Raw genomic sequence first — 25,492 nt, 5'->3', positions numbered from 1 at the left:
AGAAAACCATCATGAGGAGGCAACCGAGAACAGCTTCGTTGCGAGCATCGGCTGTCTCGTGTGAACAGTGTTCTGGAAGTCTAACGCACGCCTAAAATACAAAGATGACTCAGAGGAAATCCCCTGAGTCATCTTTGCGAATCTAAGTTCATGCGCCGCGGCAATGCCGCGGCACACTTTTTACTTAATTCCCTGGCCGGCTGACCTTGGAGCAAACATCTCAAAGATGCTCGGTTCACGCTCCGAGTAGTCAGGTGGGAAGAAATTAAACCTCCGCCAAAGCTCGTACCAGAGTGGAACACGATTCATGATCACCCAGCCCAAGACATTGGTCCCCTGTCTGACCTGGGCCTGATCCGGCCAAGGCTGGGGATCATCCGGATCAGGAACGACCCAGAACCGGAAATTCCCTTTTCCATCGTCGATCTGGTCAACCACCTTGATGACCCCGGCACGAGTCCCAGCCATGAGCCCTGGCCAAGCTGGCAATGGAATCGCTGGCACCCCGAAGAAGAGAATTTTAACTTTTCGGCCAGGCTTCAAAAGAGGTGCATCCAGTCCTTCAGCAAACATTTCGATGGCTGGATCACTTGCGAGTGGTGAAATAGTGACTAAATTATCACCCTGCTTGACCGTTTCGTTGAGGCCGACTCTTGCCATTCTGACAACAGTCCCGTCCATCGGCGCATAGAGTTTTGCGGCCTCGATCCGCTGTTGGACTCCCTGCTGCTTGTAAGACATCTCCGCCAGCTGCTCTGTGGCCTTGGCAGCCTCAGCCACCGCATTGTCGCGTGATGCCATGGCATCAATGAGTTGCTGATTCACATCAGCCGTAATCTGATCACGACCGAAGTTGAGTGCCGACCGGGATTGCTCAGCTGCCAGAAGACTGGCCTGGGCAGCCTGCAGAGCGGCTTTGCTTCCGATCTCAGTTTGGATCGTTAATTCGAGTTCCCGTTGCGAAACGAGTCCATCCCTGACGAGCTGTCGATGACGATCGACATTGAGCTGAGCAGTATCGACGTCTATTTTCGCTGCTTCTACCTTCTGTTGCGCTTCTTGCACTCTATTATCAGCTTCGACCACCCGAGCTTCCGCCGAAGGCACAGCGGCTTTAACCAGCTTCTTCATTTCTCCGATCCGCCGACTCAGTTGGTCAGCCCGACCCAGAGCAGCCTGACGTGTTTTTTCAAGCGCGTCTCGACGTTGCTCGAACAAAGGAAGGATCTCAGGCGCCATGTAGGTTGGGTCATAGTCCTCGAGCTCACCTACCAGGTCCCCTTTCTTGACCTGGACACCTTCATAGATATGCCACGCCTTGACTCGACCGGTAATCCGCGATTCGATCTGTTGCGGACGATCGTACGGAGTATAGGCGGAAACCTTCCCCGTCGCCTGGATCGTCTGAGTCCAGGGTACAAACTCTAGGATGATCAGAAACACGAGCAAGATCGTGAGGATCGCTCGCGAAGCCGTGAACATACTACCCGAGAGCTTAACGTTCTCCCAGCATGGCAGCTTTGACAATGCTGAGCCCTGCTCAATTGCGATTGCCTCTAACCCAACCCCCCTTGTTACGAGGGCACGTTCTCCACCTCTGTCGAGACCACCACCTAGGCTTGCCATGGAGCCTCCATAAATTTACCTGTGTTGATTAGCCAATGTATTACCCATTGCTCATTATGCATGGGCATGGTGCAGCATAATACGACGATCCGCATGATCCGTCAGATTTGGATCTGTGGATACAAAGATCACCGACCATGCTTCGTCCTTCGAGCACAAACGCCGCAGGATCCGTTCTCTCAACGATGGTTCAAGCGAATGAATCAAACCATCGAATATGAGCACTTGCGGACGCCCTAGGATGGCGCGGGCGAGCAAGATCTGCACAATGTGCGTCGGGGAAATGGATTCCCCGAGTGAGGAGATATCTGACTTGACTCCGCGCGGTAAGGCTTCGACATCTTCCTCTAGCTCGGTAAAGCGGAGGGCCCAGTTGAGGTCATCATAGGAGACATAGGACCGTCCCATGACGATGTTTTCTTCGATGGTCCCGTCGACCAAGGTCAATTGGGAATCGATCATCACGCTTCGGCATTGGCTGAGGCCATTGGGATCCATATACCGAAGATCCACCCCGTTGTACTGAACAACTCCGTTCGTCGGAGTTTCGAGCCCACCAAGGACACGGGACAACGCTGTTTTGGCTGCCGTGGTCCTGGCGTAGATGCCGAGCTTTTCCCCTGGCGCCACATCCAGGTTGAAACCGTCAAAGACGGAGTTTCCTCCATGGATGAGACTGACCCCTTTGCAGGTAACGCGAACACCCTGGGTCAAATGCTTCGGCATGCCCACCGGTGATTCGACTGAGACGTAATCTTGCTCCTGCTTAAAGACTTCATCAAGATGGGTCAGTGCCGTGAAGAAGTAGTACACGAATCCCATGTTCTTGATCAGCGTGTCAAAATTGATGACCAGAGCACCGACGACCGCTTGAACCGCGACGAGCTGACCTAAGGTCAGCTGGCCAATGGCCATAAGGTAACCCGATATACCAAGAGCTGCGGCCTGTGCAATGGCTTGCCCACCCACGGACCCGATGTATTGACGCACGAGGACCCGAAACCGTGCCTTTCGACAGTCGACATAGTGGTTGACGAGATCGTTCGTCCGTTGCAGGACAAAGGGGCGACTATCAGTCGCCTTGAACTGCAACGAATTCTGCGCCACCTCTTGGACCCAGCGGAAGACATCATACTTTGCGTGAGACATGTCGAGGGTCGTCTTCAGCGCACCGCGAGAGAGGATGAAGAACGTGATCGCGAACCCCGCCATCAGAAGCAAATTATACATGAGGAAATACGGATGGTAGACCATCAGCAAGAGCATCCCGACAGTGCCACCCACGATTACATTGATCAAATCAAACAGCAGCGTCGACAACGCCCGCTGCATGAAGACTGTTTCAATGAAAAAGTTCGAAAGATACTGGGCTTGTTTGGTCTTAAATCGATTACGAGGAAGCTGCTCAACCATCGCCACCGTAATTCTGGCGAACACTCTACGCTGGATGACGTCGATCGCGTAGAAGTGGAAGGTCTTGAACAGACCGACGAACAACAACACCGTCAACATAATGGCGGTCAATGTCCAGATCATGACCGGCTGAACTGCATAGGAGAAGGTGCTGACCATCTCCTGTACGGTCAATGGAACGATCAAGGAAAAGAACGCGACGGCCACGGCATAGGAAAAGATCAAATACATGATCCTTTTCTCAGCCTTCATGGACACTGAAAGCTGTTTCATCAATGCTTGAAACAGACCCGGATAGCGATCGCCCTGAGGTTCTTTCATGAGCACCCCCAGTTAAAAGTCAGGATGTGAATCATATTGGTCCCTTGCTGATACGAATTACCGCCGCACTTAACCACACTACGAATTCTTAAGCCAACCCACCGAACGTACTATCTCCCCCATCTGATCATTTAGTCACGTCCCAGCGCTGCACGACCCGATACGCCGGCCGCATGTATCGGATCTCCATATTTGGCGAGGATGTTATTCGGAATTGGCTTCGACAACGCACCCTTGGCCCACAACATCCCCCCTCGAGCTACGGCATAGTCGGCTTGCGCCCGATAGAGCTCGTATGCGGCTTCGACGACAGCGCGCTCTCGTAAGTTGACGAACAGCACACTTGTCGCCCCCATGTTGAACCGAGCCCGTTCACCTTCCTCCAACGTTTTAGCCAAGCGCAGCGATTCTGTGGCAGCTTTCACTCGGTCTCTGGCCCGCACAATCGCCGAGAGCCAGTTGTCGACATCGATCTCGACTTGACGCTCAGTATAGGCCTGCTTATACGCCAAGCGTGTCTGTTCAGCCTCAGCATGCAGGACCTTCCCGCGGGCACCTCGATTGAACAGTGGCATACTGAAGCGAAGCTGCATATTGTAGCCGAACCCTCCGACCCAATAGAGGGAGCCGACCGCCGGTCCACCTGAAAACGTCAGCTTTGGAAGGAGACTATTCTTCGCAAGCTTCACTTCGATATTGTTCAATCTTGCCTCAATATAGAGATCGCGCACTTCCGGTCGATCCTCCGCGGCCTCTAGCTTAAAGGCCGCCACATCCTCTTCGCTCGGCAGTGGCGTTTCTCCCTGAAATTCCGGGGCCCATTCAGGGCGAGGTGTCACGGGTTCGCCGTTTTCCCAAAGAAAGAGCGCCAGCTTATATTGTTCATACTCAACCTTCCGTTGCGCAGCTATTGCAGCCTCTCGACGACGCTGCACTTCTTCTTGGGCTTCGACCACGTCGATCGGAGCGACTGCTCCGGCTTTTGATCTCCCCTCAACCATGCGATAACGCTCTTCCGCCACAGCCAGCGTACGTTTCACCACATCAGCCTGCTTGACGGCGACTTGCCAATCCCAGTATTGAACCGCCCCGGCGAGATAGAGATCTTGCCGTTTCTGCGCCACCTTCACTTCAGCTTGCGGCCCGGCGAGCTCCGCCTGTTGAAACTCGGCGTACTCTTCGTTGATCATGAATCCTCTCAGGAGATTAAAGGCTCCACCGACGATCAACATTTGTTGCGGCCAGAATAGTTGGAAGTCTTGAGGGTGAGCGACCAAACTTCCGAAGGTTCCTGAAATGTGCCCATTGATAGTTTGACGATCACCGAAACCATTGCGAATACCCCCGAATACCTCAATGCCATAGGGATGCGCCACTTTGAGCATGGAATCGCTATAGCCGCTCGTTAGGTTAACCGGGATACCTGCAACGTTCGTCAGGTTAAACGTGACATACCGATCCATCTCGACTTCGTTCCGAAACCTTGGCTCCCATGCACCCAACGCTTTCAGCACCTTTGCTCGAGCCTGCGCCCGTTCCAGTCCAGTAGCCCGGAGCAGCGGATGGGTTAACTCAATCCTGGCCAGAACCTCTTCAATCGTCAAGGGAGCGGTCCGCACTGACTCAGCGCTTGACACATTCGTAGTGGCTTGGGGTTCTGCTACTACGGTCGCCGGCACAATCATCAACGAGAACAGCAATAGAAGGATCAATGGAGAATGCTCCTTTGTTGCTGAATTAATCACGTCCAGCCACCGGCAGACCTGAGAGACCGGCCGCCGTCTGCGGATCCCCATACTTCGCCAAGGACTCGGTCGGCCAGGGCTTCGACAGCACACCCCTCGCCCACAACATCCCTCCACGCGCCACGGCGTAGTCAGCCTGTGCCCGATATAATTGGTACGCCGATTCAACTACGTTGCGCTCCCGGAGGTTCACGAAGAGAACCGTTGTCGCCCCTAAATTGAAGCGGGTCCGTTCGCCTTCTTCCAACGTTTTGGCCAAACGCAGGGCTTCCGTCGCCGCCGTCACCCGGTCTCTGGCTCGCACGATCGCTGAAAGCCAGTTGTCCACATCGACACTGACTTGTTGCTCCGCGTACAGCTGGCTGAAGACCAATTGTTGCTGCTCCGCCTCGGCGGTCAGGACCTTTCCACGCCCTTCTCGTTGAAACAGCGGCATTGCAAACTGCATTTCAAAATGGTACCCCACACCTACCCCCCAGTCGCCAGGGGTATCCATCCGTCCTCCCCCAAAATTCAACTTAGGGAGAAGGTAGTTCTTGGCGAGTTTGAGGTCGATATTGTTCATCTTCGCTTCGATGTAGTAGTTCCGCACTTCCGGCCGGTCTTCCTTCGCCTCGACCTTATAGCCCGCGATCTCCGCCTTGGTCGGAATCGGAGTTTCCCCCTGGAATTCCGGAGCCCATTCCGGGCGTGGCGTCACCGGCTCGCCGTGCTCCCACAGAAAGAGGGACAGGTTGTACTGCTCATACTCCACCTTCCGTTGCGCGGCGATCGCCGCCTCCCGCCGATTTTGTACCTCTTGGTTCACCTCGACCACATCGAGCGGCGCCACCTTCCCACCCCTCGCCAACCCTTCCACCTGGACCAAGCGATCCTCAGCCACGGCCAAGGCGCGCTTCACAACCTCGGCCTGTTTGACGGCCACCTGCCAATCCCAGTACTGCACGGCCCCGGCGAGATAGAGATCCTGCCGTTTCTTCGCCACCGTGATCTCTGCCATTGGCCCCGCAAGTTGGGCCTTCTGGTATTCCGCGTACTCGTCGTTGATCATGAAGCCGCGCAGCAGCTTGAACGATCCGCCAAAGATCATTTGCTGCTGTTCATAGAAGAGATTGGCATCAGGGATGACGCCGGCAAAACTGTGCCAGAGCCGGTCCCCGAAACCCTGACGGATCCCGCCATGGACCGTGAAGCCCCAGGGATGCCCGACCTCGAGCTTGCTGTCGTTAAAGCCCACCGTGTGCTCATGTTGGGCGGACAGAAAGTTCCAATTCTGATAGCGATCGACTTCGGTAAAGTTATGGAACTTCGGTTCCCAGGCCCCGAGCGCCTTGAGAATTTTTGCCCGGGCCTGTATTCGCTCGACCCCGGTGGCCCGAAGCAGCGGATGGGTCAGTTCGATACGAGCCAGCACTTCATCGATGGTCAAGGGTTCGGTGCGGACCGACTGGGCCTGCACGACACTGTGATCAATCACAGGGGCCGTACTAGGTTCTGCCAGTGCTGTCACTGGGAGCAAGATCAGAATCGCAAATAATAGAGCGGCCATCAAAGGATGCTCCTTGTGCCTGTTGAATGTGCCTGACTAATCACGGCCCGGTTGTTGAAGCCCGTACGTACCGGCAGCCGTCACCGGATTGCCGTACTTCGCCAAGGATTCCGTCGGCCAGGGCTTCGACAACAGGCCCCTGGCCCATAGCATGCCTCCACGCGCTACCGCATAGTCGGCCTGCGCCCGATAGAGCTGGTACGCCGATTCCACCACGTTGCGCTCCCGGAGGTTGACGAACAGCACGGTGGTCGACCCCATATTAAATCGCTTACGCTCCCCTTCTTCCAGCGTCTTGGCCAATCGTAGGCCTTCCGTCGCTGCCTTCACCCGGTCCCGAGCCCGCACGATCGCCGAAAGCCAGTTGTCCACGTCGAGGTTGACTTGCTGTTCCGCATACTGCTGCTTCAACGCTAATTGTTGCTGCATCACTTCTGCGCCCATGACTTGGCCGCGCGCTCCCCTCTGAAACAGCGGCACCTCCAAGTGAAGATTGACATGGTAACCGACGCCTACAATCCAGTCAGTTGCGGCATCCGCCGGGCCTCCCTCGATATCCAACTTCGGAAGGAGTTTGTTCTTGGCGAGCTTGATGTCGATATTATTCATCTTGGCTTCGATGTAGAGGTCCCGCACTTCCGGCCGATCTTCTTTCGCTTCCACTTTATAGGCTTCGATCTCCTTCTCGGTCGGGAGTGGGGTTTCACCTTGAAACTCCGGCGCCCATTCTGGGCGCGGGGTCACCGGCTCGTTCTGCTCCCAGAGAAAGAGAGACAGTTTGTATTGCTCATACTCCACCTTCCGTTGCGCGGCGATCGCCGCCTCCCGCCGCTTCTGCACTTCCTGGCTCGCCTCGACGACATCAAGTGGCGCGACCTTCCCACCCTTCGCCAGCCCTTCGACCTGGACTAAGCGGTCTTCAGCCACGGCCAAGGCGCGTTTCACAATCTCAGCCTGCTTCACGGCGACCTGCCAATCCCAATACTGCACCGCCCCGGCGAGATAGAGATCCTGCCGCTTCTGCGCCACCTTGATCTCCGCCTGCGGCCCCGCGAGTTCGGCCTGCTGATACCCGGCGTACTCTTCGTTGATCATCAGGCCGCGCAGCAAGTGAAACGACCCGCCGACGACCAATTGTTGCCACGGATAGAAACCCTGCTGGTCAGGGATATATGTAAAAGGGTCGTTCCGCGATCCCCGAATCCGTTGCGGATCCCACCATGGACCTTAAAGCCCCAGGGATGCCCGATCTCGAGTTTGGTATCGTTAAATCCCGCCGTCAACCTTTGCGGCTGGAGCGGGCTGCACGCTTCAGCAGGAAAACAGAATAGGCCGGGGGCGGGGGCTGTCGTGAGATTCCACGTTTCATACCGTTCGGCTTGTACATTGTTATGGAACGTCGGTTCCCAGGCCCCGAGCGCCTTGAGGATCTTCGCCCGAGCCTTGGTTCGCTCGGCTCCGGTCGCCTTGAGCAGCGGATGCGTCAACTCGATCCGAGCCAGCACTTCATCAATGGTCAGGGGAGCGGTGCGCGTCGACTGGGCCTGCACGGCACGCGAGTCCATCATCGGTTCCGCCATTGCGGTCATTGGCAGGAAAGTCACAATGGCCAATACCAGAGCGATCATGTAGGATGCTCCTTTCACAGTGGGTGGCGGACGGCGCACACAGTAGCAATCTCCCGCTGATTTTTCAAAATAGATAAAACGGATTGGAGTTATCGGCTAATCCGATGTATAGTGGCTTCCCTAACTGGATGACTAGGGCCATATGGATTGGCTGAACTATCACCATCTTCTGTACTTCTGGTCTGTCGCCAAACACGGGACCATGACCAAAGCGTGCGAGGAGCTGCGCCTCGCGCAACCGACGATCAGCGGACAGATCCGTCTCTTGGAAAACACGTTGGGGGAGAAGTTATTTATTCGGACCGGACGCCGCCTGGCGTTGACGGAGATGGGCCACCTGGTCTTCAAGTACGCGGAAGACATCTTCGCCACCGGCCAGGAGCTCCTGAACACGGTCAAGAGCCAGGGGAATGGGCACCCTCCCACCCGGCTGGTGGTGGGCATCGCAGACGCGGTCCCCAAACCACTCGCCACTCAACTCCTCAAGTCGGCCCTAAAGCTGTATCGCCCGACCCGCTTGATCTGCCAGGAAGACAAACTGCGCCAACTGTTGGCCGATCTGACAGCCCATCGGTCCGATCTGGTGATTGCCGATACCCCAGCCCCGCCTGGGACCAAGGAGCAGATGTACAACCACCCCTTGGGTGAATCAGGGGTGACGCTCTTCGCAACCGCCAAGTTGGCCGCACAATACCGTCGAGACTTTCCACAATCGCTCCGGAGCGCACCCATGCTGCTTCCCACCCCCAACGCCATGCTTCGGCGATTGCTGGACCAGTGGATGGTCAACCGTGGCCTCCACCCGCTGATTGTCGGTGAGTTCGACGACAGCGCGACCTTGAAGGCGTTCGGCCAAGACGGATATGGCATCTTCCCCGGAGCCTCGGTGATCGAACAGGAGATCTGCCGTCAATACCGCGTGCAGGCGGTCGGACAGCTGGAAGGGCTCAAGCAACATTTTTACGCCATCACGGTGGAACGCCGCGTCAAGCATCAGGCCGTCTTGGCACTCGTCCGTACCGCCCGACGAGAGCTGCTCGGCTAATACCACCTCGACCCTGGCTACACTCTCCGTACCTCCGTCTCTGTTTTGGCACCGTACAGGAGCAACCTGGTCCTTGGTCTGGAGTCATCCCTTGTTTCTTTGTATAGTGCGGCACCATGGAATGGCTGAATTATCACCATCTTCTCTATTTCTGGTCGGTTGCGAAACACGGCACTGTGGCCAAGGCTTGCAAGGAGCTTGACTCGCTCAACCCACGATCAGCGCACAGATTCGGGTCTTGGAGGACAGTTTAGGGGAAAAGCTGTTCGTCCGAACCGGGCGTCAGCTTAAATTGACTGAAATGGGTCGTGTCGCCTTCAGGTACGCCGAAGACATCTTCTCCATCGGGCAAGACTTGATGAATACGATGAAGGGACGGGGTAGCGGCCGTCCGATTCGCCTGACGGTTGGCATTGTCGACGTGGTCCCCAAGCTGTTGGCCGCCCGACTTTTGGAGTCGACCTCGAGACAATCCCCATCAACACGCCTAATCTGTTGGGAGGATAAGTTGGACCAGCTGCTGGCCGACCTGGCCATCCATGGGCTGGATCTAGTCATCGCTGATACTCCAGCACCGCCGACGATTAAGGTGCGGACCTATAACCATCTCATGGGGGAATCGGGCGTCACCTTCTTTGCGACGCCCAAACTAGCGGTGCAGTACCGCCGCAATTTCCTCGATCTTGAGCGGCCCCTTTATTCCCCACCTCAAGGATGCTTCGCAGTGTTGGACGACTGGTTCGCACGCCACCACCTATCCCCGACTATTATTGGAGAGTTCGAAGATAGCGCGACGTTAAAGGCCTTCGGTCAGGAAGGCCATGGACTGTTCCCTGGATCACGTGATGAGAGAAATCGCCGCCATATGGTGGGAGGGGCGCTCGATTCCGTCAGGCAAAAATTTTACGCGATCACGGTTGAGCGGCGGCTCAAACATCCGGCAGTGGTGGCCCTCTTAGCCGCTGCCCGCCGTGATGTCCTGGCATGATCCGACTGCACCGCCTCCCACTACAAACAGTTCAAGCCCATTCTTACCGTTTAGACCGAAAGTTTGTGGGAACCCTGGTCGGCTTAGTATGATAGCAGGTGCCTGAGGAGGCTCTGACGCTTGAGGTCCAAAGGGAGGCGGCTTGTGGAGCCTGGGCCTTGGCCTGACAAGAAGCCCCTCTCTCGATCAGGAGGGCTCGGCTCCAGGAATCGCCATCGACGCTCGCCGCTTCCACCACTCCAGTCTTGGAGGAGCGCACAGCTTCCGGAAGGATGGAGATTTTCTTCTCGTCTCCCGATCCTCCTGTTCGCACTCTTCTTGCTCACCATCATCTTCGTCCCGTGGACGCAGACCGTGACCGTGACCGGCCAGATGTCCGCCTACACTCCCCACGAGCGGCCTCAAGACGTCGAGGCTCAGATTACCGGCCGCATCAAGACATGGCACGCATTAGAAGGTGACCTGGTTCAGAAAGGCGACCTCATTCTCGAATTGGAAGATACTGATCCTAACTTCCTGTCACCCGACTTACTCGCCTTTCTTGATCAACGGAAGGAGGCGCTCGAAAGGACCAAACGCGCGGCATTGGCCAGAGTCGACCAGCTCGACAAGCGCATCGTAGAAATGCGGAATCTGGTGAAGGCTGCCATCCCATCGGCGGAGGCCCGAGTCGTTGAGGCCGGAAACAAGGTGCGCCAAGCGCACCAGCAGGTGGAGGCAGCCAAGATCGCCGCCATCACCGCCGTGCTTAACCTCGAGCGGCACAAACAACTCCTCAAGCGAGGCTTGGTGTCTCAGCGAGAGTTGGAGCTGGCGGTCCAAACAGATACCACAAGCCAGGCGGATCTTGAGGGTTCGCAGTCGAATCTCCGAGCAGCGGAAGAGGCCATGAGATCATTAGGGTTCGGACGCGATCAAGTGAGCGCAGAGATGTTGCAGCGCCTGCTTGATGCGGAGGCGACTCGTGATGCATCGGTCGCCGAAGCCGCCAAAGTCGCCGACCAGCTCGCCGATGTCTCGCTGCGACGGTCAAATGCCGAGCACCGCCGGCTGGCCAGTAATATTTTGGCGCCGATCGACGGCACGGTCGTCAAGATGGCCAAAGTCGGGGTCGGCGAAACCGTGCAGCAGGGCGACACATTGGTGCGGCTTTCCCCCACCAGCACAGACAAGGCGATTGAGATGACGGCAGACGGACTGGATGCGCCTCTCTTGAACGTCGGTCGGAAAGTCAAACTCCTCTTCTATGGCATCCCAGCCATTCCTCTTCCCGCCTGGCCCGAATTGATGGCCGGGACCTATTCGGGCGTGATCAAGGTAATCGACCAAGTCGATGACGGAAAGGGCAACTATCGATTCTGGGTCGTTCCCGACCTCGACGATCGCCCCTGGCCGGAACAGTCACATGTCCGCCAAGGCACAAAGGCGATGGGGTGGGTCATTCTGAATCGAGTCCCACTCTGGTACGAACTCTGGCGACGATTCAACCTGTTCCCGCCTGACTACGAGGAACGATCACATACGATCATCGATACGCTTTTGCCGAAGGCTGGACGGGGATCGAAATAATCACCGGCCCCTCGTCAGGAAGGCAATAACGGCACCGATGTGCCCGAGTCCTCAAGAACAATGCGACGATCCACATAGGGCGTTAAGTTCGGGTCGGTCGAAACGAACAGGACCGTCCAGGATTCATCCCTTGAGCAGATTCGCCGAAGGATGGCATCCCGTATGGTCGGCTGCATGTCGTGAATCATCCCGTCGAAGATCAGGAGTTCAGGGCGTCCTACAATGGCACGGGCGAGCAAGATGCGCAGGATATGAGTTGGGGCGGGGATCTCCCCAAACACACTGATATCGGAGTCAATCCCTTGCGGAAGACTTGTGATCTCTTCCTGAAGTTGGGTCAATCTAAGCGCCCAACGGATATCGTCCTAGGAGACGGCGGAACGTCGCCACACAATATTGTCCGCGATCGTGCCATCCATCAATGCCAACTGTGAATCAATCATGAAGCCACGATGCTGATTGATACGGTTCAGATCAAGATGGCGGAGATCGACATCGTTATAGGAAACGCACCCGCTGCTCGGCGATTCGAGACCAGCCAACACCCTGGCCAGCGCCATTCTGGCCGCAATGGTCTTTGCATAGATGGCCACCCTCTCTCCAGGGGCCACCTCCAGGTCAAGGTTGGCGAAGACGGGGGTCTCGTCGCGAACCACACCCAATCCGACACCGGTTACCCGGATGCCATGATTCTTGGGATCACCAAGAGTCACGGTCGACGTCGGCGGAGGACGGCGTTCCTCTCTTGGGAGCGCGAAGAAGGCCTCGAGTTCCTCCAACGACGTGAAGAAGAAATATACATGCCCGATACTCTTGACGACCGCATCAAAGTTGAGGAGAAGGCTGCCCACTACGACCTCAACCGCGACCAGTTGCCCGAGGGTCAATTGGTCGATGGACAGCAGCCAGCCGGCCAGCGCCAGGTTACCGCTATGTGCCAGGGCTTGTCCTCCGACTGAAGCGATAAATTGCCGCAGGAGGACGGCAAAGCGTGCCCGGCGATACTCGATATACGTTGCCGTCAATTGGTCGGTTTTCTGAATAAGCAACTCTCGGCTGTCCGTGGCCTTGACGTGTAGAAGATTACGTGAAATTTCCTGCATCCAGTGTAGGACTTCGTACTTGGCGTGAGACATGGCGATGGTGGTCCGCAGCCCTCCACGAGACAAGACAAAGACAATGAGAGTGAATCCCAGGAGCAGCACCAAATCAAACAGGATGAAGTAGGGATGATAGAAGACCAAAATGGTCATCCCGACGAAGCCGCCGACAATCACATGGACGAGATCGACGAGGAGGACCGACAAGGCACGCTGCATGAACGACGTTTCCATGAACAAATTCGAGACCTGGGGTTTGAAGCCTTGAAGTCGGATATGAGGCAGCTTCTGAGCCATGGCAAAAGCTGTCCTCACAAAGAGACGACGCTGCAGTACCTCGACCGCATAATGTTGCAATGCTTTGAACAGCCCCACAAATGCCAGCACGACGACCATGATAATCGCCAATGTCACAATCATGACCGGTTGGATCGCGAAGGAAAACGTGTTGACCAATTCCTGGACGGTCAACGGGACGATCAGAGAGAAGAGTCCGATCACGAGCGAATACGACACGACAAGAACCAGAATTCTGCGTTCCTCTTGGAAAAGCGCCCAAGATGCCGTGAGACTTGAAAGAGGTTAGGCTGAGATGTACCGGGTGATTGTCCCATGTGTCAGCGGTCCACGATTCTCCGAGTCATGCGAGCGTTGACTTCAAGTCAAACGCAGGCCCAACATATCCGGAACCAGCATCCCATATTCATGGAGACCCTAGCACGATCTCGTTCGTTCGTCATGTCATCGCTCATTCACTTGCAGAGGATCGCTCGGGGTCTTAGCCCAGGCTCCGACAGCCCACTGGTACAGTGCCAAGGCCTTGTGGTACTCGGCCTTCGCCCGAACAACCTGAATTTCCGAATCCACGGTGTTGCGTTCGCGCAGATTGACGAATAGGACGCTACTGGACCCGACACCGTAGCGGTAACGCTCGCCCTCCTCGACGATCTTGGCCAGACGGAACGCCTGTGTGGCTTCTTCCATCCGTTCGCGAGCCCGCTCGATGGCAGACAGGGCATTATCGACGTCGACGACGATTTGGTTTTCCCGGTACTGTTGCGCCATGACGAGCCGTTCCGCCTGGCCCTGCGCTTGCAGGACTTCGCCGCGACTTCGGCGTTGCAGGAGAGGAAATCTCAGTTCGACGCCGAATCGATAGCCCAACCCAAGCACGAATTTCTCCGGAGAGCGTGCCGGTGCAGCCTCCAAGTTTAGGCTCGGAAGCAGGTTGTTCTTGGCCAGAGCGAGGTCGATGTTGTTGATTTTCGCCTCTACTTCAAGCTCTTTGACCTCTGGTCGTTCTGAGAGTGCCCTTACTTTTTGAATCAAGACGTCGTCCACGGTCGGCATCCGCCTTTCCACGGGGAAATCCGGGACACGATCGAGCGGCGGGGCCGACGGGGAGCCATTTACCCACAGGAACATGGAGAGTTTGAACGCTTCTTGTTCGAGCCCTCGCCGCGCAGCGATCGCGACGTCACGACGTCGGTGCACTTCCTGTCCGGCTTCCGTCACGTCGATGGCGGCGACTGACCCCGCGTTCGCGAGCTCTTGCACCAGCGTATGGCGGTCCTCCGCCACAACAACGGCTCGCTTTTGGACATCAAGCAACTTGGCAGCCGCAACCCAATCCCAGTATTGATGAGCCGCCGCCAAGAAGAGGTCTTGTCTGGTTTTGGCAATCCTGATGTCTGCGCGAGGAGAGGCCAACTCGGACCGCTGTTGCTCAGCGCGTTCTGGATTGATCATCAAGCCCCTGAGCAACGGCAGGAAGCCACCCAGGATGACCTGCTGATTACCGTCACCGAACGACAAGTCAGGAATTCTCGCCTCACCGATTGCTTGGCGAAATCCGGCGCTGCCTCTAAAACCCAACGGGTGAAGCGCTTCTACCAGTGTGTCGTTAAACCCAACGGTTTGAGTCCCTTTGCTCGGGTCCGCGCTTGAAATAAAGCGTTCAAGCTCTGTGTCGTTCACGAGAGTGGGCTCAAAGGCACCCAGTGCCTGCAACATCTTCCCCTTGGCGATCGTTTTTTCGGCTCCGGCTCCCCTCAGGAGCGGATGGGTCCGATCAATACTTGAATGAAGTTCCTCGAGGCCGAACTGAACAGGCGGGAGCGATGTCGCCGCCGATAATTCTTTGGCCTGTTCAGTGTAGCCGACCACCGGAAACATCAGCCAGCTGAGAACGAACGCCAGGACTTTCATTGAGCGGCTCCTTTCTGTTTACGGACGTCCGGTTTGATTTGGAGTTTTAAAAAGCCATGTCCCGTAGCGGTTTGAACGGGCGGTTTGGGATCGAAGAGCATAGATGCCGACGACGAATGTATGACTAGATGGTAGTTCGTAAGCCTACTATTGTTCTTACCCAAGCTTGTTGAATGCGTCCAATGCGGCGACCTTGTAGCATTCAGCCAAGGTTGCCCGAGCCCATCATTCAACTCGGCTCTGGTCATCACCGTGAGGACCGCTTCCCGAAACGCTTTACTTGGTATGGTACCTGTATTGGCACAAACTCCGCCGACGAAACGGCCTCGCTCGATAATGGCGGCCCGTTTTCCTGATTTGGCAGTCTGGACTGCAGCGCGCTGCACGGCTGGGCCGCTCCGATGCAAACAAGGTCGTAATCAAAGCTGACATTCTGTTCCAGATCCGTCTGGGCCTCCCTATCCGTCGTTCAAAGGCACTAAACATGCGCCACCGTCCGCCATTTGAGAACTCCGTAAGCACCAGGATGGGACGACCCGGACTAAAAAGATGGTGCGGATCCGTATGGGTCAGGCCCACTTCCATGACGATGCCGCCGCGACAACTCCTCACTCCTCGGACTGGTCCCATGTATTCATCGGGTCCGGCAAGCATGAGTAAACGTGTCCCTCGCTCATCTTGAAAGGCTACCTGCTTATGCGCCCTTGAGACCTCGGGGGCTGCAGATCCGACGACGATAACGAAGCTCAAAATGGCCACAACCTTGTTCATGATCATGCCTCCTCTCGCGTCCTGCAACAGGGAGTCGTTATCTCGCTCGGTCTTTTTCCGAATAGCTTCCAACGATCCCCGTCGCAGGGGAACCTGCGGCGGCAGACCCGTTCAGGATCAAATAAGCCGCCGCCGTTGCCATTCAGCGGTGCTCTTCTTGCTGGATTTCTCGCTCGGCCTGGAGCCAATCATCAATTTCGTTCCCGCTCACTCCGCCTCGTTCGAGATAGCGCTCATATGCACGTCTGGCGATCCTGCTTTGGATCGACGATTCAAGCCCCTCTGGCGAGACGCTATTCCCTTTCTTTCGATCACCCTTATGGCGCTCCATTTTCATCCTCCCTTGGGTGAAGGTTATTGTTCTAATCCCACCAAGAGGAGGGACAGCTTCCACCCCTCCTCTTGGCTCTCCGTTTAATTCCCAAGTCTTCCAGCATATGGATGCACATACTCCACAATGATCTTTCCGTCTTCCGCTACCACCGGCTTGTTTCCTCCGGTCGTCTTGAGTGGAATAAGGAGGTAGGCGTTTCCGTTCGAATCAATTACTTCCAAATGTGATACCTCCTCGTCCAGATCCTTCACGTTCAAATTCTTCTGTATACCAGGCTTGGCTTTTAGTTCCATGCCGCCACTGCCCTTGGATGGCTGATCGGCTGCAAACCCATTCGGCACGATGAGCAATGCCGCCGCCACGATAACGAACAGGACTCCTGCTTTCGATAGACCTTTAACGTTCATGACGCCCTCCTTATGGTTATGTGAGCAATACATTCCCATACTCCTGATGTACTGGATCGACCGTTCCATAGACAAATAGATAATGTATTAGTTAACCATCTAAAAATTAGATTGACGATTTCGTAACGCTCACGACGGTGTTCAGTGGGGGGACAAGCCTGAACCAGGCTTGGAATATGGCGTTCCAATAGCAGTCGCTGGTCAGACGGTATGTCGAATGGAGCGAGGCAAGACGGGCGAGACTACGATGATCCCTCAAGACCCGGTCTCTGCTCACGGCGTCTCACGGCTCTGAGCAGTTCCTCTCGCTCACCGGTCGTAAGTTCTTTCCATTCTCCCACGGCCAACCCTTCGACGGTGAGGTGCATGATCCTCGTGCGGTAGAGCTTGATCACGCGATAGCCGAGCACTTGGCACATGCGCCTGATCTGCCGGTTTCGCCCCTCGGTGAGTGCAATACGAAACCGATTTGGCCCAACTCGCGTCATCCGACACGGCTTCGTCCTACTCCCGAGGATGACTACGCCGCACGACATCTGATCCAAAAACGATTGGTCGAACGGCCGATCGACCTGCACCAGATACTCTCGCTCATGGCCGAATTCGGTCCGCAGGATGTCGTTGACGATGTCCCCGTCGTTCGTCAGTAGAATCAGGCCGGAGGAATCTTTATCCAGTCTTCCGATCGGGAAAATCCGCTCAGGATGTCCGATCTCTGCAATGATGTTTCGAGGAATATGAGCCTCACTCGTAGTCGTCACGCCGACCGGCTTATGGTACTTGATGTACAGACCAGCCTTACGCCAAGAGATCACCTCCCCCGCTCGGGCAATGACGTCGGTGGGCTCTACCTGATCGCCGAGTTTGGCCACCCGACCATTAATCGTGACGGCACCCGACCCGATCAGCCGGTCGGCTTCTCGCCGGGAGCAAATCCCCTGTTCGGTAAAAAATTTATTGATGCGGATGGTGTGAGCCACAGGATGAGGACGCTATCAATATAAAAGGCTGGCCCTAATAGACTCGTTTGCCGACCTTGATCCGACCGAGCATTCGATAGATCAACCGCGCGACGGTGAATTGCGGTGCGACAAACCCTTCAATGGGAGCGATTTCGCTGACATCCATCCCCACAATCCCTGGTCCGTTGGCAAGGGCCGTGATCAGATTGAGCGTATCATACCAGCCAAGTCCACCAGGCTCAGGGGTCCCGAGTGCGGGGACAAGCGAGGCGTCCAGCCCGTCGCAGTCGAAGGTGAGATACACAGGCGTTCGACAGGCCGCCACGACATCCGGTATCCATTTCGATGCCCTGCCTTCATAGGGACCAGACGGATCAAGAATCGTGGCGGCAAACCACGTCGTAATTCGATCCGTGGCATCGATACGGACCACCTCTTCCTGGCTGATCGATCGGATGCCTACCTGTACCAAGGACAACCCATCCTCCACCACTCGCGCCATGACGCTGGCATGGCTGAAGGGATTCCCTTGGTAGGCGTCACGCAGATCTCCGTGGGCATCAACCTGCACGACCGTCATCTGCTCGTACCGCTTCGCATGGGCCCGAATCGCCCCCAAGGCACCGGTATGTTCACCGGTCAACGTGACTACAAACCGTCCGGTTCCGACATGAGGTGAGACAAACGCCTCGATGGCATCGACTGCTGCTCGGTCGACCTTTCCCTCGAGATTCAGGGGTGTAGCCGTTGCAATTCCACCCCACTCGCGATAGGGCTCAACCCGAAGTTGTTCATCGTAGAACTCAACCTGGCTGGAGGCTTCCAGGATAGCCGATGGACCACGGTCTGATCCTCGGATGTAGCTGGAGGTATGTTCGTAGGGAGCCGGCAGGACATAGACGCCCGCTTGATCCGGATGGCACCAGGGTTCGTCGATGCCCAGAAAGTTATGATCGGCCCCCTCCCAACCGACGGGAAGCGTCATGGGCATTCTCCCCTTACGTGTGACGGGCAGCCAAAGCCGACACAGCCAATCCCTCAGCCCCTCTACTTACGAGAACGGCTGGGATCATTCTCCGGTGGAATGAAGACGGCCAGCGCGATGACCGTCGTCCACTTGCCCTTCTTCCCGACGGCCGACTGCGTGATATTCAAGGTTTTCACGATTTTTCCGCCCATCTTAAACACCTGTTCACGCTCTTTCCACGCCACATTCGGATCGAACTCCACCCCTAAGGTCGTTGCCAGCATCTGCGCGGCCAAATCTTCCGTATACTCTCCGGTCTCTTCATCCGTTTCGCCATGCGCATGGTGCTCCGAAAGATACCCATACGTGCCGATGTCCGTGGGTTTCGCCAGGCCGACGGAGGCCGACACCAGCTGGTTCCGTTCGTTGGTCTCTGATCGGGCCATCACGCAAAACGTGATCTCTCCAGGTTTCAACAGTTTTTCTCCGCGTTTTCGGGGAATGATTTTGCAATAGGGTGGAAGAATCGAGGACACACTGACGAGGTTACAGTAGGCGACACCCGCGCTGCGCAACGCTTCTTCGAACGAGGCCAGCTTTTCCTTGTGAACTCCCACACCTCTCGTGAGAAACATTTGCGTAGGTACCATCATCTCCCCTTTCGTCTGATAACCGACCTTTCAGGTTGCGTGGAGGTTGCTTCGTGATGTGTTCGCGAGCGGCCAGACAAACAAATTGAACCAGTTCAGCTACAGCATCGCGTGTGTTGTAGCAAGATTGGACCAGCTTCGCAATATCTTCTAGAGAGTTTTTTCAGTTGAAGGGACTGGTTCTTTGAGATTCATGATCAGCATGCGCGGCTCGGTCATGTCCTCGATCGCGGCACGCACACCTTCTCGTCCTAACCCGGAATCTTTCACCCCACCGTAAGGCATGTGATCCGCACGAAACGTGGGAATTTCATTGGCCAGGACGGCACCGACCTCCACATGACGAAATGCGTAAAAAATCTTATTAATGTCCTGCGTGAAAATGCCGGCCTGTAGTCCATAGTCGGATTGATTGAGCAAGGCGACGGCCTCGCTCAACTGACGATACGGCGTGACCGTCACGACCGGTCCAAACACCTCTCGGCATGACACCTTCATCTGAGGGTTCACATTCGAGAGTACCGTTGCCTCGACCAGTGATCTCATACGTTTTCCGCCCAATAGCACACGCGCTCCATCCGCCACAGCTTCGCCGATCCACGCTTCGACTCGTTGCGCCGCCGTCTCGTCGATGAGTGGGCCGATGCTCGTGGTCTCGTCGGTTGGATCGCCTGTCTTTAACCGAGCGACGTGCATGAGAAGCTTGGTCGTAAACAAATCGGCCACCGAGTGGTGTACGAAGATCCGCTGCACGGAAATGCACGTCTGGCCGGCATATCCGAATCCGCCGACGGCGCATCGCTGAGCGGCGAGCTCGATGTCGGCATCCGGTTCGATCACGACCGCCGCATTGCCTCCGAGCTCGAGCGTCACTTTTTTCTTTCCACACTTGGCCTTCAACATCCACCCCACGGAAGCACTCCCGGTGAAACTCAGCAACTTGAATCGTGGATCGACGACCATCCGCTCAGCCAGAAGGTTATCGCACGGTACAATATTCAGTCCCCCTGGAGGAACTCCCGCCTCTAACGCGACCTCTCCGAGCAAGAGAGCCGTCAGCGGCGTTTGAGGAGCCGGTTTGATCAAAATGGGGTTACCGGCAGCCAGTGCCGGCGCAACCTTGTGCGCCACGAGATTGAGCGGAAAGTTGAAGGGCGTAATGCCGAGAATCGGACCGATGGGGAACCGGCGGAGCAGGCCAAGATGCGTATCACATCCGGGGGTCCAATCCAGCGGAACCACGTCACCGGGAATTCGTCGTGCTTCTTCAGCCGCGACCGTGAACGTTTGAATAGCCCGGGTGACCTCCCGCCTCGCATCGGTGATCGGCTTGCCGGCTTCTGCCGAAATCGTCGCCGCGAACTCGTCTCGCTGTCGAGCGAGCAGGGTCGCAATCTGTTGGAGAATATCGTATCGAGCATGGGCCGGCAGCTGTCCCATGGGAGCAGCTGCGTGGGAGGTCGATGCGACGGCCTGTTCGATATCGGATTCCGTCGCTTGGGTCACCTGCGCAACCAGCTTTCCGGTAAACGGGTCAACGACCGGAGACGTACTGTTACCCAGTTTCCACTGGCCATGAACGAGGAATGGTCGCGGTTCCTTCACTGGACGACTCGCTGGAGTCCGTGATGAAGCTGATGTTAATCCGCCGCTTCAACCGGAGCGGCAGATTCAACGGGAGGTTGAGTAGTCGTGGCCGTCTCTTGTGCAGCGACTGCCTTCGCAATCAGTTCTTCCGTACCCCAGTCACGGATCGCTTCCAAGGTGAAGCCTTCATACGTTGACACGCCGTGGCAGGACGGACAATCCGGCATAGGAACTCTTCGGTAGAAGACTTCCGTGAGACAAGACATGCACACCCAAAAGTCATCGTCGCGATGGGACACGGGCCAGAACGATTGTATGGAATCCATAGGATATCCTACCCTTTCTGGTGAACAGGACTAACGCAACCGAATGCGCACGGTCAACAACACTCGCGGAGGACAGGCAACCGACACCTTCTCGGCTTACTTTTTGGTGCCTGCCAGAAGTCGCTCGATTTCATCCGAAAACATCTCGAACGGAAATGCTCCGGGTATCGCAATAGCGGGTTCGTGCTCCGTCGGCGCCATGGCCGTGCGTACGAGAATAAACCCCGGCGTTCCGTGAAAGCCCCACTGATTGGCTTCCTGACGATCTTCGAAGATCGCATTGGTGTACCGTCCCTCAGCCATACACTGTTCAAACACCGAACGATCCAAGCCGAGCGTCTTGGCATGACGGTTATAGACCTGCTTATCCAGTTGTCCGCCTTCGGAAAACAGGCGATCATGCATCGCCCAATATTGCCCTTGCGCCCCAGCACATCGCGCTGCCATTGCCGCATCCACTCCAGGACCTCGGTCGGCCCGTGGATAATCTCGATACGCAAACCGCACTTTCCCGGTATCGACATAACGGGCTTGTATGCGTGGCCAAGTATCCTTGAAAAACTTCAGGCAGTACCCACAGGTGAAGTCGGAGTATTCGATGAGCGTCAGAGGGGCATTGGCCTGCCCCCGCATCCGGACATCAGTCTCTGTTGAATCTCCGGCGGTAGCGACAGCAGACCATAGGAGGAGGCTGCCAAGACATAACCGGCCCACCCATCGTCCAATCATCCATTTCACGACTGGCGCACCACGCCGGATTTTTTCCTTTCGAGCAGTCCCATCATTAAGAGGGGCCACACAACGGTGGCATCACTCAAGACTTCGGCAAACCGTCCGCCGTCCTTCGGCGTCACAAATTTCCCCCAGGAGAGCCCCTCTTGATAGGTACAGCCGCTGAGCCCACCCCAGTAGTCGGGCTCGGGACAAATTCTCACTCCGTACTGAAAGCGAGGAGGTTTCACGGACAGCCCTAACCGTAGATTCCCGATTTCAATGTAGGGACCGACCTGTTGGGCCCAATTTCTTGGGACGCCCCCTCCGATCGTGAAGATCCCAAGACGTTTCGCCGAAAGGACGGTGTCCGCATAGCTATTGAGATCCAGATAGGGATTAAACGAGGGCCAGGAATGGAGAATATCCTGCAAGACCGACAGGTCGCCTTTCGAACCGGACTCGGATCGCGCCCGATCGAGTTCTCGGGACATTGCCCATATTCCCATATCGAGCCCGACCTCAGAATCAGTGAAGGCCGGGATGTACACGGGCACTTTTTTTAGGTAGGCACTTTTCAAAATCCCTTCGCCGTCAAACTCTTCGGCCAAGGTCTTTCCCAATTCCCGCGTAAGGATTTCCGATGAAAGCGGCCGATCTTGGTTAAGGCGCTTCACGGTCCGGGTGACGACATGCTCGACATAGTTGAGATTGGCTTCCATTTCGAGTGTGTCATAGACACGATTGTATCCCTTTCGAAAGAGCTCCTCATCGCTCATCGATGGGTCGTGCCGGTAGTGTGTCTTCCCGACAGACTCACTGAGGCCATGCGCCATCAGCGCCCCGGTCGAGATGATGCAATGCACCATGCCTTCATCGATCATCTTCGTGATGATCTTCCCCATCTTGGCAATGGTCATCGCGCCGGACAACGTCAGGACGACTCGGCAGTCCGGATCTTCGATCATCGCCCACAGCACCTCGAAGGCTTTGCCGAGGTGTCGTCCTCCAAAAGCCGTCTTCCCCATGGCTTCGAGCAAATCGCTAAACGAGGTGATCCGGTCGGGATCGAGCGGTTCAAGTGCTTCTAACCCATCCTTGGCGCCATCACGAAATTCACGTGCGTACATTGGATCCTCGAAAGGAGTTGATCATCGTCCAGTCGTTTATACACAACCGTGAACGGAGGCGTCAATGAAAGGTTCGCGCGTACGAATACACGGGTACCGATTCAGTCAACGACTGACTCTAGCGTTGTTAGGCAGGTACCGTTCCCGCTGAAGACTCCATAAGAATTCGGTCGATGTCTATCGCATCCAGCGATTCCTTGACCAACAGGGCCTCAGCTAACGCAGTCAAGCCGGCCATGTGTTCGGTCAAGACCTGCTTGGCGCGTTCGTAATTTTCAGTCACAAACTGCTTGATCTCGAGATCGATCTCCTTCGCCACTCGCTCACTGAGGTCTCTTTTGGCAGTCCAGTCTCGCCCGAGGAATACGGAGTCGTTTTTCTGTCCAAACGTCAGAGGGCCCAACTTCTCGCTCATACCCCACTCACAGACCATCTTGCGAGCAAGATCCGTCGCCTGATTTAAATCGTTCCCCGCCCCTGTCGTCACGTGGTTAAATACGAGTTCTTCCGCTACTCGTCCCCCCATCAAGACGGCCAGTCTATTCAACAGGAACTCTTTGGTATAGCTATGTCGATCTTCGGTCGGCAACTGCATCGTGACACCCAGTGCTCGTCCCCGTGGAATAATCGTGACTTTGTGCACCGGATCCGTCCCGGGCAAGAGCCTCGCCATCAACGCATGTCCCGCCTCATGATAAGCCGTGACCCGTTTTTCCTCTTCGGTCAGGATCATGCTCTTACGTTCGGCCCCCATGATGATTTTATCTTTGGCCATTTCGAAATCGACCGAGTCAACCTCCGTCTTGTTTTGACGAGCCGCCCACAAGGCCGCCTCATTGACCAGATTCTCCAAGTCGGCTCCTGAGAATCCAGGCGTCCCTCGGGCTATCTTGTTTAATTCTACGTTCGCCGCAACCGGCACTTTTTTCGTATGGACCTTGAGAATCTCCGCGCGGCCATGAAGGTCGGGTCGATCAACGACAACCTGTCGATCAAAGCGCCCAGGACGCAGCAAGGCAGGATCAAGAACGTCCGGCCGATTGGTTGCCGCGACCAAGATCACGCCTTCCGTCGTGTCGAACCCATCCATCTCGACGAGCAGCTGATTCAGCGTCTGTTCGCGTTCGTCATGACCTCCCCCCAGTCCGGCTCCACGCAGACGACCGACGGCATCGATCTCGTCGATGAAAATGATGCACGGTGCATGTTTCTTTCCCTGTTCAAATAAATCACGCACCCGCGAGGCTCCGACTCCGACAAACATCTCCACAAAGTCAGACCCACTGATGCTGAAAAAGGGAACACCGGCTTCACCCGCAACGGCTTTCGCCAACAGAGTCTTCCCGGTTCCGGGAGGACCGACCACCAACACACCCTTCGGAATACGTCCACCCAACGTCTGAAACTTGCGCGGATCTTTCAAAAACTCAACGATCTCCTGCACATCGTTTTTCGCCTCATCAACTCCGGCCACGTCTGCAAAGGTGACCTTCTTATGCTCCTCGGTCAGCATCTTGGCACGGCTTTTCCCGAACGATAAGGCGCCGTTCCCGCCGGATTGCATCCGCCGCATGATGAAGATGAACAGCCCGAGAAAGAGGATGAAGGGCCCCCATGTATACAGAAATGTGACGTACCACGGGCTCTCGCCTGACGGTTTCACCTCGATCTGGACCCCCTTCTCCCGCAACATCGCGATCAGGTCAGGATCATCGGCCGCATAGGTGTGAATGCGCGTGCTGTCTTTCAAGACCGCACTGATGTGATGGCCCCGTATGATGACCTTGACCACCGAGCCCTGTTCCACCTTCGCGATGAAATCGCTGAAATAGACCTCTTCTTCAGGCGCATGCGTCGGAACGGAGAACATATTGAACAGCAACACAATAAACAGGGCGATCATGCCCCATAGGAGTAAGTTTTTCATTCTGGTATTCATGGATTCCCCCTCGCTCTATCGAACAGCACGGCGCCCTGAGTATTCCTCGCTATTCGCCGTATCGTTGGACTATCGTCTACTTTCCGATTCTACGTCCTTAGCTTACCAGTAGTCAGCGCCTTACGCCAAGCGAGTTTCGCATCGTGATCGACGCCCCTGCAATTACGAGACACCTCTCTATCATTCCTGTGCCCAGCAAAACGCCTGAGTTTTTCCAGGAGCGGCGATGACTTTCACCCAGATCGGCCGTTGAGAGACACGAGCGAGACCCTAGAACAAAAATATTCGCGTGAGGTGGCTATCTGGCGTCGGTAATGACAAAGCAATTTCCAACGAGCTGCTACCATGCACGAAGTCAGCGAATGGGAAAGGAAATGCTAGCGGGTTTTCTCCCCATCCACCAAGCTGAATAACACGATAACGAAGCCGCTGCTCGCTTAGACTTGGTCTGGCCTACAACGGAATTCGAACCTGTGTTTAAATTCGACGAGCACTTGACCGTCAGGTTTCCCCTCA

At 55.9% G+C, this 25,492-nt stretch carries 21 protein-coding genes and 2 pseudogenes; 3 read left to right on the top strand and 20 right to left on the bottom strand.

Features of this window, described 5'->3' with window-relative positions; genetic code table 11:
* Window positions 1-180: 180 nt before the first annotated feature.
* The 6 genes from IPM58_09000 to IPM58_08975 form a co-directional block, all read right to left on the bottom strand.
* Complete coding sequence (locus tag IPM58_09000) at window positions 181-1,626, bottom strand: HlyD family efflux transporter periplasmic adaptor subunit (protein MBK9307206.1); 1,446 nt, start codon at window positions 1,624-1,626, stop codon at window positions 181-183.
* 54 nt (window positions 1,627-1,680) lie between these two features.
* On the bottom strand, window positions 1,681-3,360 hold the full coding sequence (locus IPM58_08995; protein MBK9307205.1) for an ATP-binding cassette domain-containing protein: 1,680 nt from the start codon (window positions 3,358-3,360) through the stop codon (window positions 1,681-1,683).
* 131 nt (window positions 3,361-3,491) lie between these two features.
* On the bottom strand, window positions 3,492-5,072 hold the full coding sequence (locus IPM58_08990; GenBank protein MBK9307204.1) for a TolC family protein: 1,581 nt from the start codon (window positions 5,070-5,072) through the stop codon (window positions 3,492-3,494).
* Between the two features lie 25 nt (window positions 5,073-5,097).
* Entirely contained in the window at window positions 5,098-6,654 is a 1,557-nt protein-coding gene (locus IPM58_08985) for a TolC family protein (GenBank protein ID MBK9307203.1), read from the bottom strand.
* A gap of 36 nt (window positions 6,655-6,690) precedes the next feature.
* A complete protein-coding gene (locus tag IPM58_08980) occupies window positions 6,691-7,749 on the bottom strand; it encodes a TolC family protein (protein ID MBK9307202.1) in 1,059 nt (352 codons plus the stop codon).
* Window positions 7,749-8,282, bottom strand: coding sequence for a hypothetical protein (locus tag IPM58_08975; GenBank protein MBK9307201.1), 534 nt, complete (start codon window positions 8,280-8,282; stop codon window positions 7,749-7,751). Before IPM58_08975 ends, IPM58_08980 begins: the two co-directional genes overlap by 1 nt.
* A 142-nt stretch (window positions 8,283-8,424) precedes the next feature.
* Here IPM58_08975 and nhaR point away from each other — a divergent pair, with 142 nt between their 5' ends.
* The 3 genes and pseudogenes from nhaR (at window position 8,425) to IPM58_08960 (ending at window position 11,884) form a co-directional block, all read left to right on the top strand.
* Window positions 8,425-9,327, top strand: a complete 903-nt coding sequence (gene nhaR / locus IPM58_08970; GenBank protein ID MBK9307200.1) for a transcriptional activator NhaR — start codon at window positions 8,425-8,427, stop codon at window positions 9,325-9,327.
* A 116-nt stretch (window positions 9,328-9,443) separates the two neighbouring features.
* Window positions 9,444-10,315, top strand: a pseudogene (locus tag IPM58_08965) (LysR family transcriptional regulator).
* A 120-nt stretch (window positions 10,316-10,435) separates the two neighbouring features.
* Window positions 10,436-11,884 carry an HlyD family efflux transporter periplasmic adaptor subunit gene (locus tag IPM58_08960; protein ID MBK9307199.1) on the top strand — a complete coding sequence of 483 codons (1,449 nt, stop codon included), beginning with the start codon at window positions 10,436-10,438 and terminating at the stop codon, window positions 11,882-11,884.
* A gap of 14 nt (window positions 11,885-11,898) precedes the next feature.
* Here the strand turns inward: IPM58_08960 and IPM58_08955 are convergent, their stop codons facing one another.
* The 14 genes and pseudogenes from IPM58_08955 to ftsH all read right to left on the bottom strand — a co-directional run bounded on the left by IPM58_08955 (window position 11,899) and on the right by ftsH (window position 24,976).
* A complete protein-coding gene (locus IPM58_08955; GenBank protein MBK9307198.1) occupies window positions 11,899-12,225 on the bottom strand; it encodes a hypothetical protein in 327 nt (108 codons plus the stop codon).
* A gap of 24 nt (window positions 12,226-12,249) precedes the next feature.
* Window positions 12,250-13,500, bottom strand: a complete 1,251-nt coding sequence (locus IPM58_08950; protein ID MBK9307197.1) for an ABC transporter ATP-binding protein — start codon at window positions 13,498-13,500, stop codon at window positions 12,250-12,252.
* Between the two features lie 225 nt (window positions 13,501-13,725).
* Window positions 13,726-15,192 (bottom strand): TolC family protein, encoded by a 1,467-nt coding sequence (locus tag IPM58_08945; protein MBK9307196.1) that lies wholly within the window; start codon window positions 15,190-15,192, stop codon window positions 13,726-13,728.
* 254 nt (window positions 15,193-15,446) lie between these two features.
* Window positions 15,447-15,599, bottom strand: a pseudogene (locus IPM58_08940) (Si-specific NAD(P)(+) transhydrogenase).
* Window positions 15,600-16,105: 506 nt separating this feature from the next.
* Window positions 16,106-16,300 carry a DUF2934 domain-containing protein gene (locus IPM58_08935; protein MBK9307195.1) on the bottom strand — a complete coding sequence of 65 codons (195 nt, stop codon included), beginning with the start codon at window positions 16,298-16,300 and terminating at the stop codon, window positions 16,106-16,108.
* Between the two features lie 77 nt (window positions 16,301-16,377).
* The gene (locus tag IPM58_08930; protein ID MBK9307194.1) at window positions 16,378-16,704 is read right to left on the bottom strand and encodes a hypothetical protein; all 327 of its coding nucleotides are present in this window, start codon (window positions 16,702-16,704) and stop codon (window positions 16,378-16,380) included.
* A 242-nt stretch (window positions 16,705-16,946) separates the two neighbouring features.
* The gene (locus IPM58_08925; GenBank protein MBK9307193.1) at window positions 16,947-17,672 is read right to left on the bottom strand and encodes a pseudouridine synthase; all 726 of its coding nucleotides are present in this window, start codon (window positions 17,670-17,672) and stop codon (window positions 16,947-16,949) included.
* Between the two features lie 46 nt (window positions 17,673-17,718).
* Window positions 17,719-18,651: an agmatinase gene (gene speB / locus IPM58_08920; GenBank protein ID MBK9307192.1), complete on the bottom strand. Its 933-nt coding sequence runs from the start codon at window positions 18,649-18,651 to the stop codon at window positions 17,719-17,721.
* Window positions 18,652-18,713: 62 nt separating this feature from the next.
* Window positions 18,714-19,286, bottom strand: a complete 573-nt coding sequence (locus IPM58_08915; GenBank protein MBK9307191.1) for an arginine decarboxylase, pyruvoyl-dependent — start codon at window positions 19,284-19,286, stop codon at window positions 18,714-18,716.
* Window positions 19,287-19,433: 147 nt separating this feature from the next.
* The gene (locus tag IPM58_08910) at window positions 19,434-20,888 is read right to left on the bottom strand and encodes an aldehyde dehydrogenase family protein (protein ID MBK9307190.1); all 1,455 of its coding nucleotides are present in this window, start codon (window positions 20,886-20,888) and stop codon (window positions 19,434-19,436) included.
* Window positions 20,889-20,923: 35 nt separating this feature from the next.
* Entirely contained in the window at window positions 20,924-21,196 is a 273-nt protein-coding gene (locus IPM58_08905; protein MBK9307189.1) for a hypothetical protein, read from the bottom strand.
* A gap of 96 nt (window positions 21,197-21,292) precedes the next feature.
* A complete protein-coding gene (locus IPM58_08900; GenBank protein ID MBK9307188.1) occupies window positions 21,293-21,934 on the bottom strand; it encodes a thioredoxin domain-containing protein in 642 nt (213 codons plus the stop codon).
* Window positions 21,931-23,037: a deoxyhypusine synthase family protein gene (locus IPM58_08895; protein MBK9307187.1), complete on the bottom strand. Its 1,107-nt coding sequence runs from the start codon at window positions 23,035-23,037 to the stop codon at window positions 21,931-21,933. The genes IPM58_08900 and IPM58_08895 overlap by 4 nt, the downstream gene beginning before the upstream one ends.
* Window positions 23,038-23,164: 127 nt before the next feature.
* A complete protein-coding gene (gene ftsH, locus IPM58_08890; GenBank protein MBK9307186.1) occupies window positions 23,165-24,976 on the bottom strand; it encodes an ATP-dependent zinc metalloprotease FtsH in 1,812 nt (603 codons plus the stop codon).
* Between the last annotated feature and the right edge of the window lie 516 nt (window positions 24,977-25,492).

The organism is Nitrospira sp., from assembly GCA_016715825.1.
In the GTDB taxonomy this organism is placed as follows: Bacteria; Nitrospirota; Nitrospiria; order Nitrospirales; family Nitrospiraceae; genus Nitrospira_D.
Note: the sequence above shows the minus strand (reverse complement) of the source record. Positions and strands in the feature narration are given on the sequence as shown.

Coding starts and splice junctions, on each gene's coding strand:
- IPM58_09000 (MBK9307206.1), bottom strand. CDS start 1,626: ATGGCAAGCCTAGGTGGTGGTCTCGACAGAGGTGGAGAACGTGCCCTC.
- IPM58_08995 (MBK9307205.1), bottom strand. CDS start 3,360: ATGAAAGAACCTCAGGGCGATCGCTATCCGGGTCTGTTTCAAGCATTG.
- IPM58_08985 (MBK9307203.1), bottom strand. CDS start 6,654: ATGGCCGCTCTATTATTTGCGATTCTGATCTTGCTCCCAGTGACAGCA.
- IPM58_08980 (MBK9307202.1), bottom strand. CDS start 7,749: ATGATCAACGAAGAGTACGCCGGGTATCAGCAGGCCGAACTCGCGGGG.
- IPM58_08975 (MBK9307201.1), bottom strand. CDS start 8,282: ATGATCGCTCTGGTATTGGCCATTGTGACTTTCCTGCCAATGACCGCA.
- nhaR (MBK9307200.1), top strand. CDS start 8,425: ATGGATTGGCTGAACTATCACCATCTTCTGTACTTCTGGTCTGTCGCC.
- IPM58_08945 (MBK9307196.1), bottom strand. CDS start 15,192: ATGAAAGTCCTGGCGTTCGTTCTCAGCTGGCTGATGTTTCCGGTGGTC.
- IPM58_08935 (MBK9307195.1), bottom strand. CDS start 16,300: ATGAAAATGGAGCGCCATAAGGGTGATCGAAAGAAAGGGAATAGCGTC.
- IPM58_08930 (MBK9307194.1), bottom strand. CDS start 16,704: ATGAACGTTAAAGGTCTATCGAAAGCAGGAGTCCTGTTCGTTATCGTG.
- speB (MBK9307192.1), bottom strand. CDS start 18,651: ATGACGCTTCCCGTCGGTTGGGAGGGGGCCGATCATAACTTTCTGGGC.
- IPM58_08915 (MBK9307191.1), bottom strand. CDS start 19,286: ATGATGGTACCTACGCAAATGTTTCTCACGAGAGGTGTGGGAGTTCAC.
- IPM58_08905 (MBK9307189.1), bottom strand. CDS start 21,196: ATGGATTCCATACAATCGTTCTGGCCCGTGTCCCATCGCGACGATGAC.
- IPM58_08895 (MBK9307187.1), bottom strand. CDS start 23,037: ATGTACGCACGTGAATTTCGTGATGGCGCCAAGGATGGGTTAGAAGCA.
- ftsH (MBK9307186.1), bottom strand. CDS start 24,976: ATGAATACCAGAATGAAAAACTTACTCCTATGGGGCATGATCGCCCTG.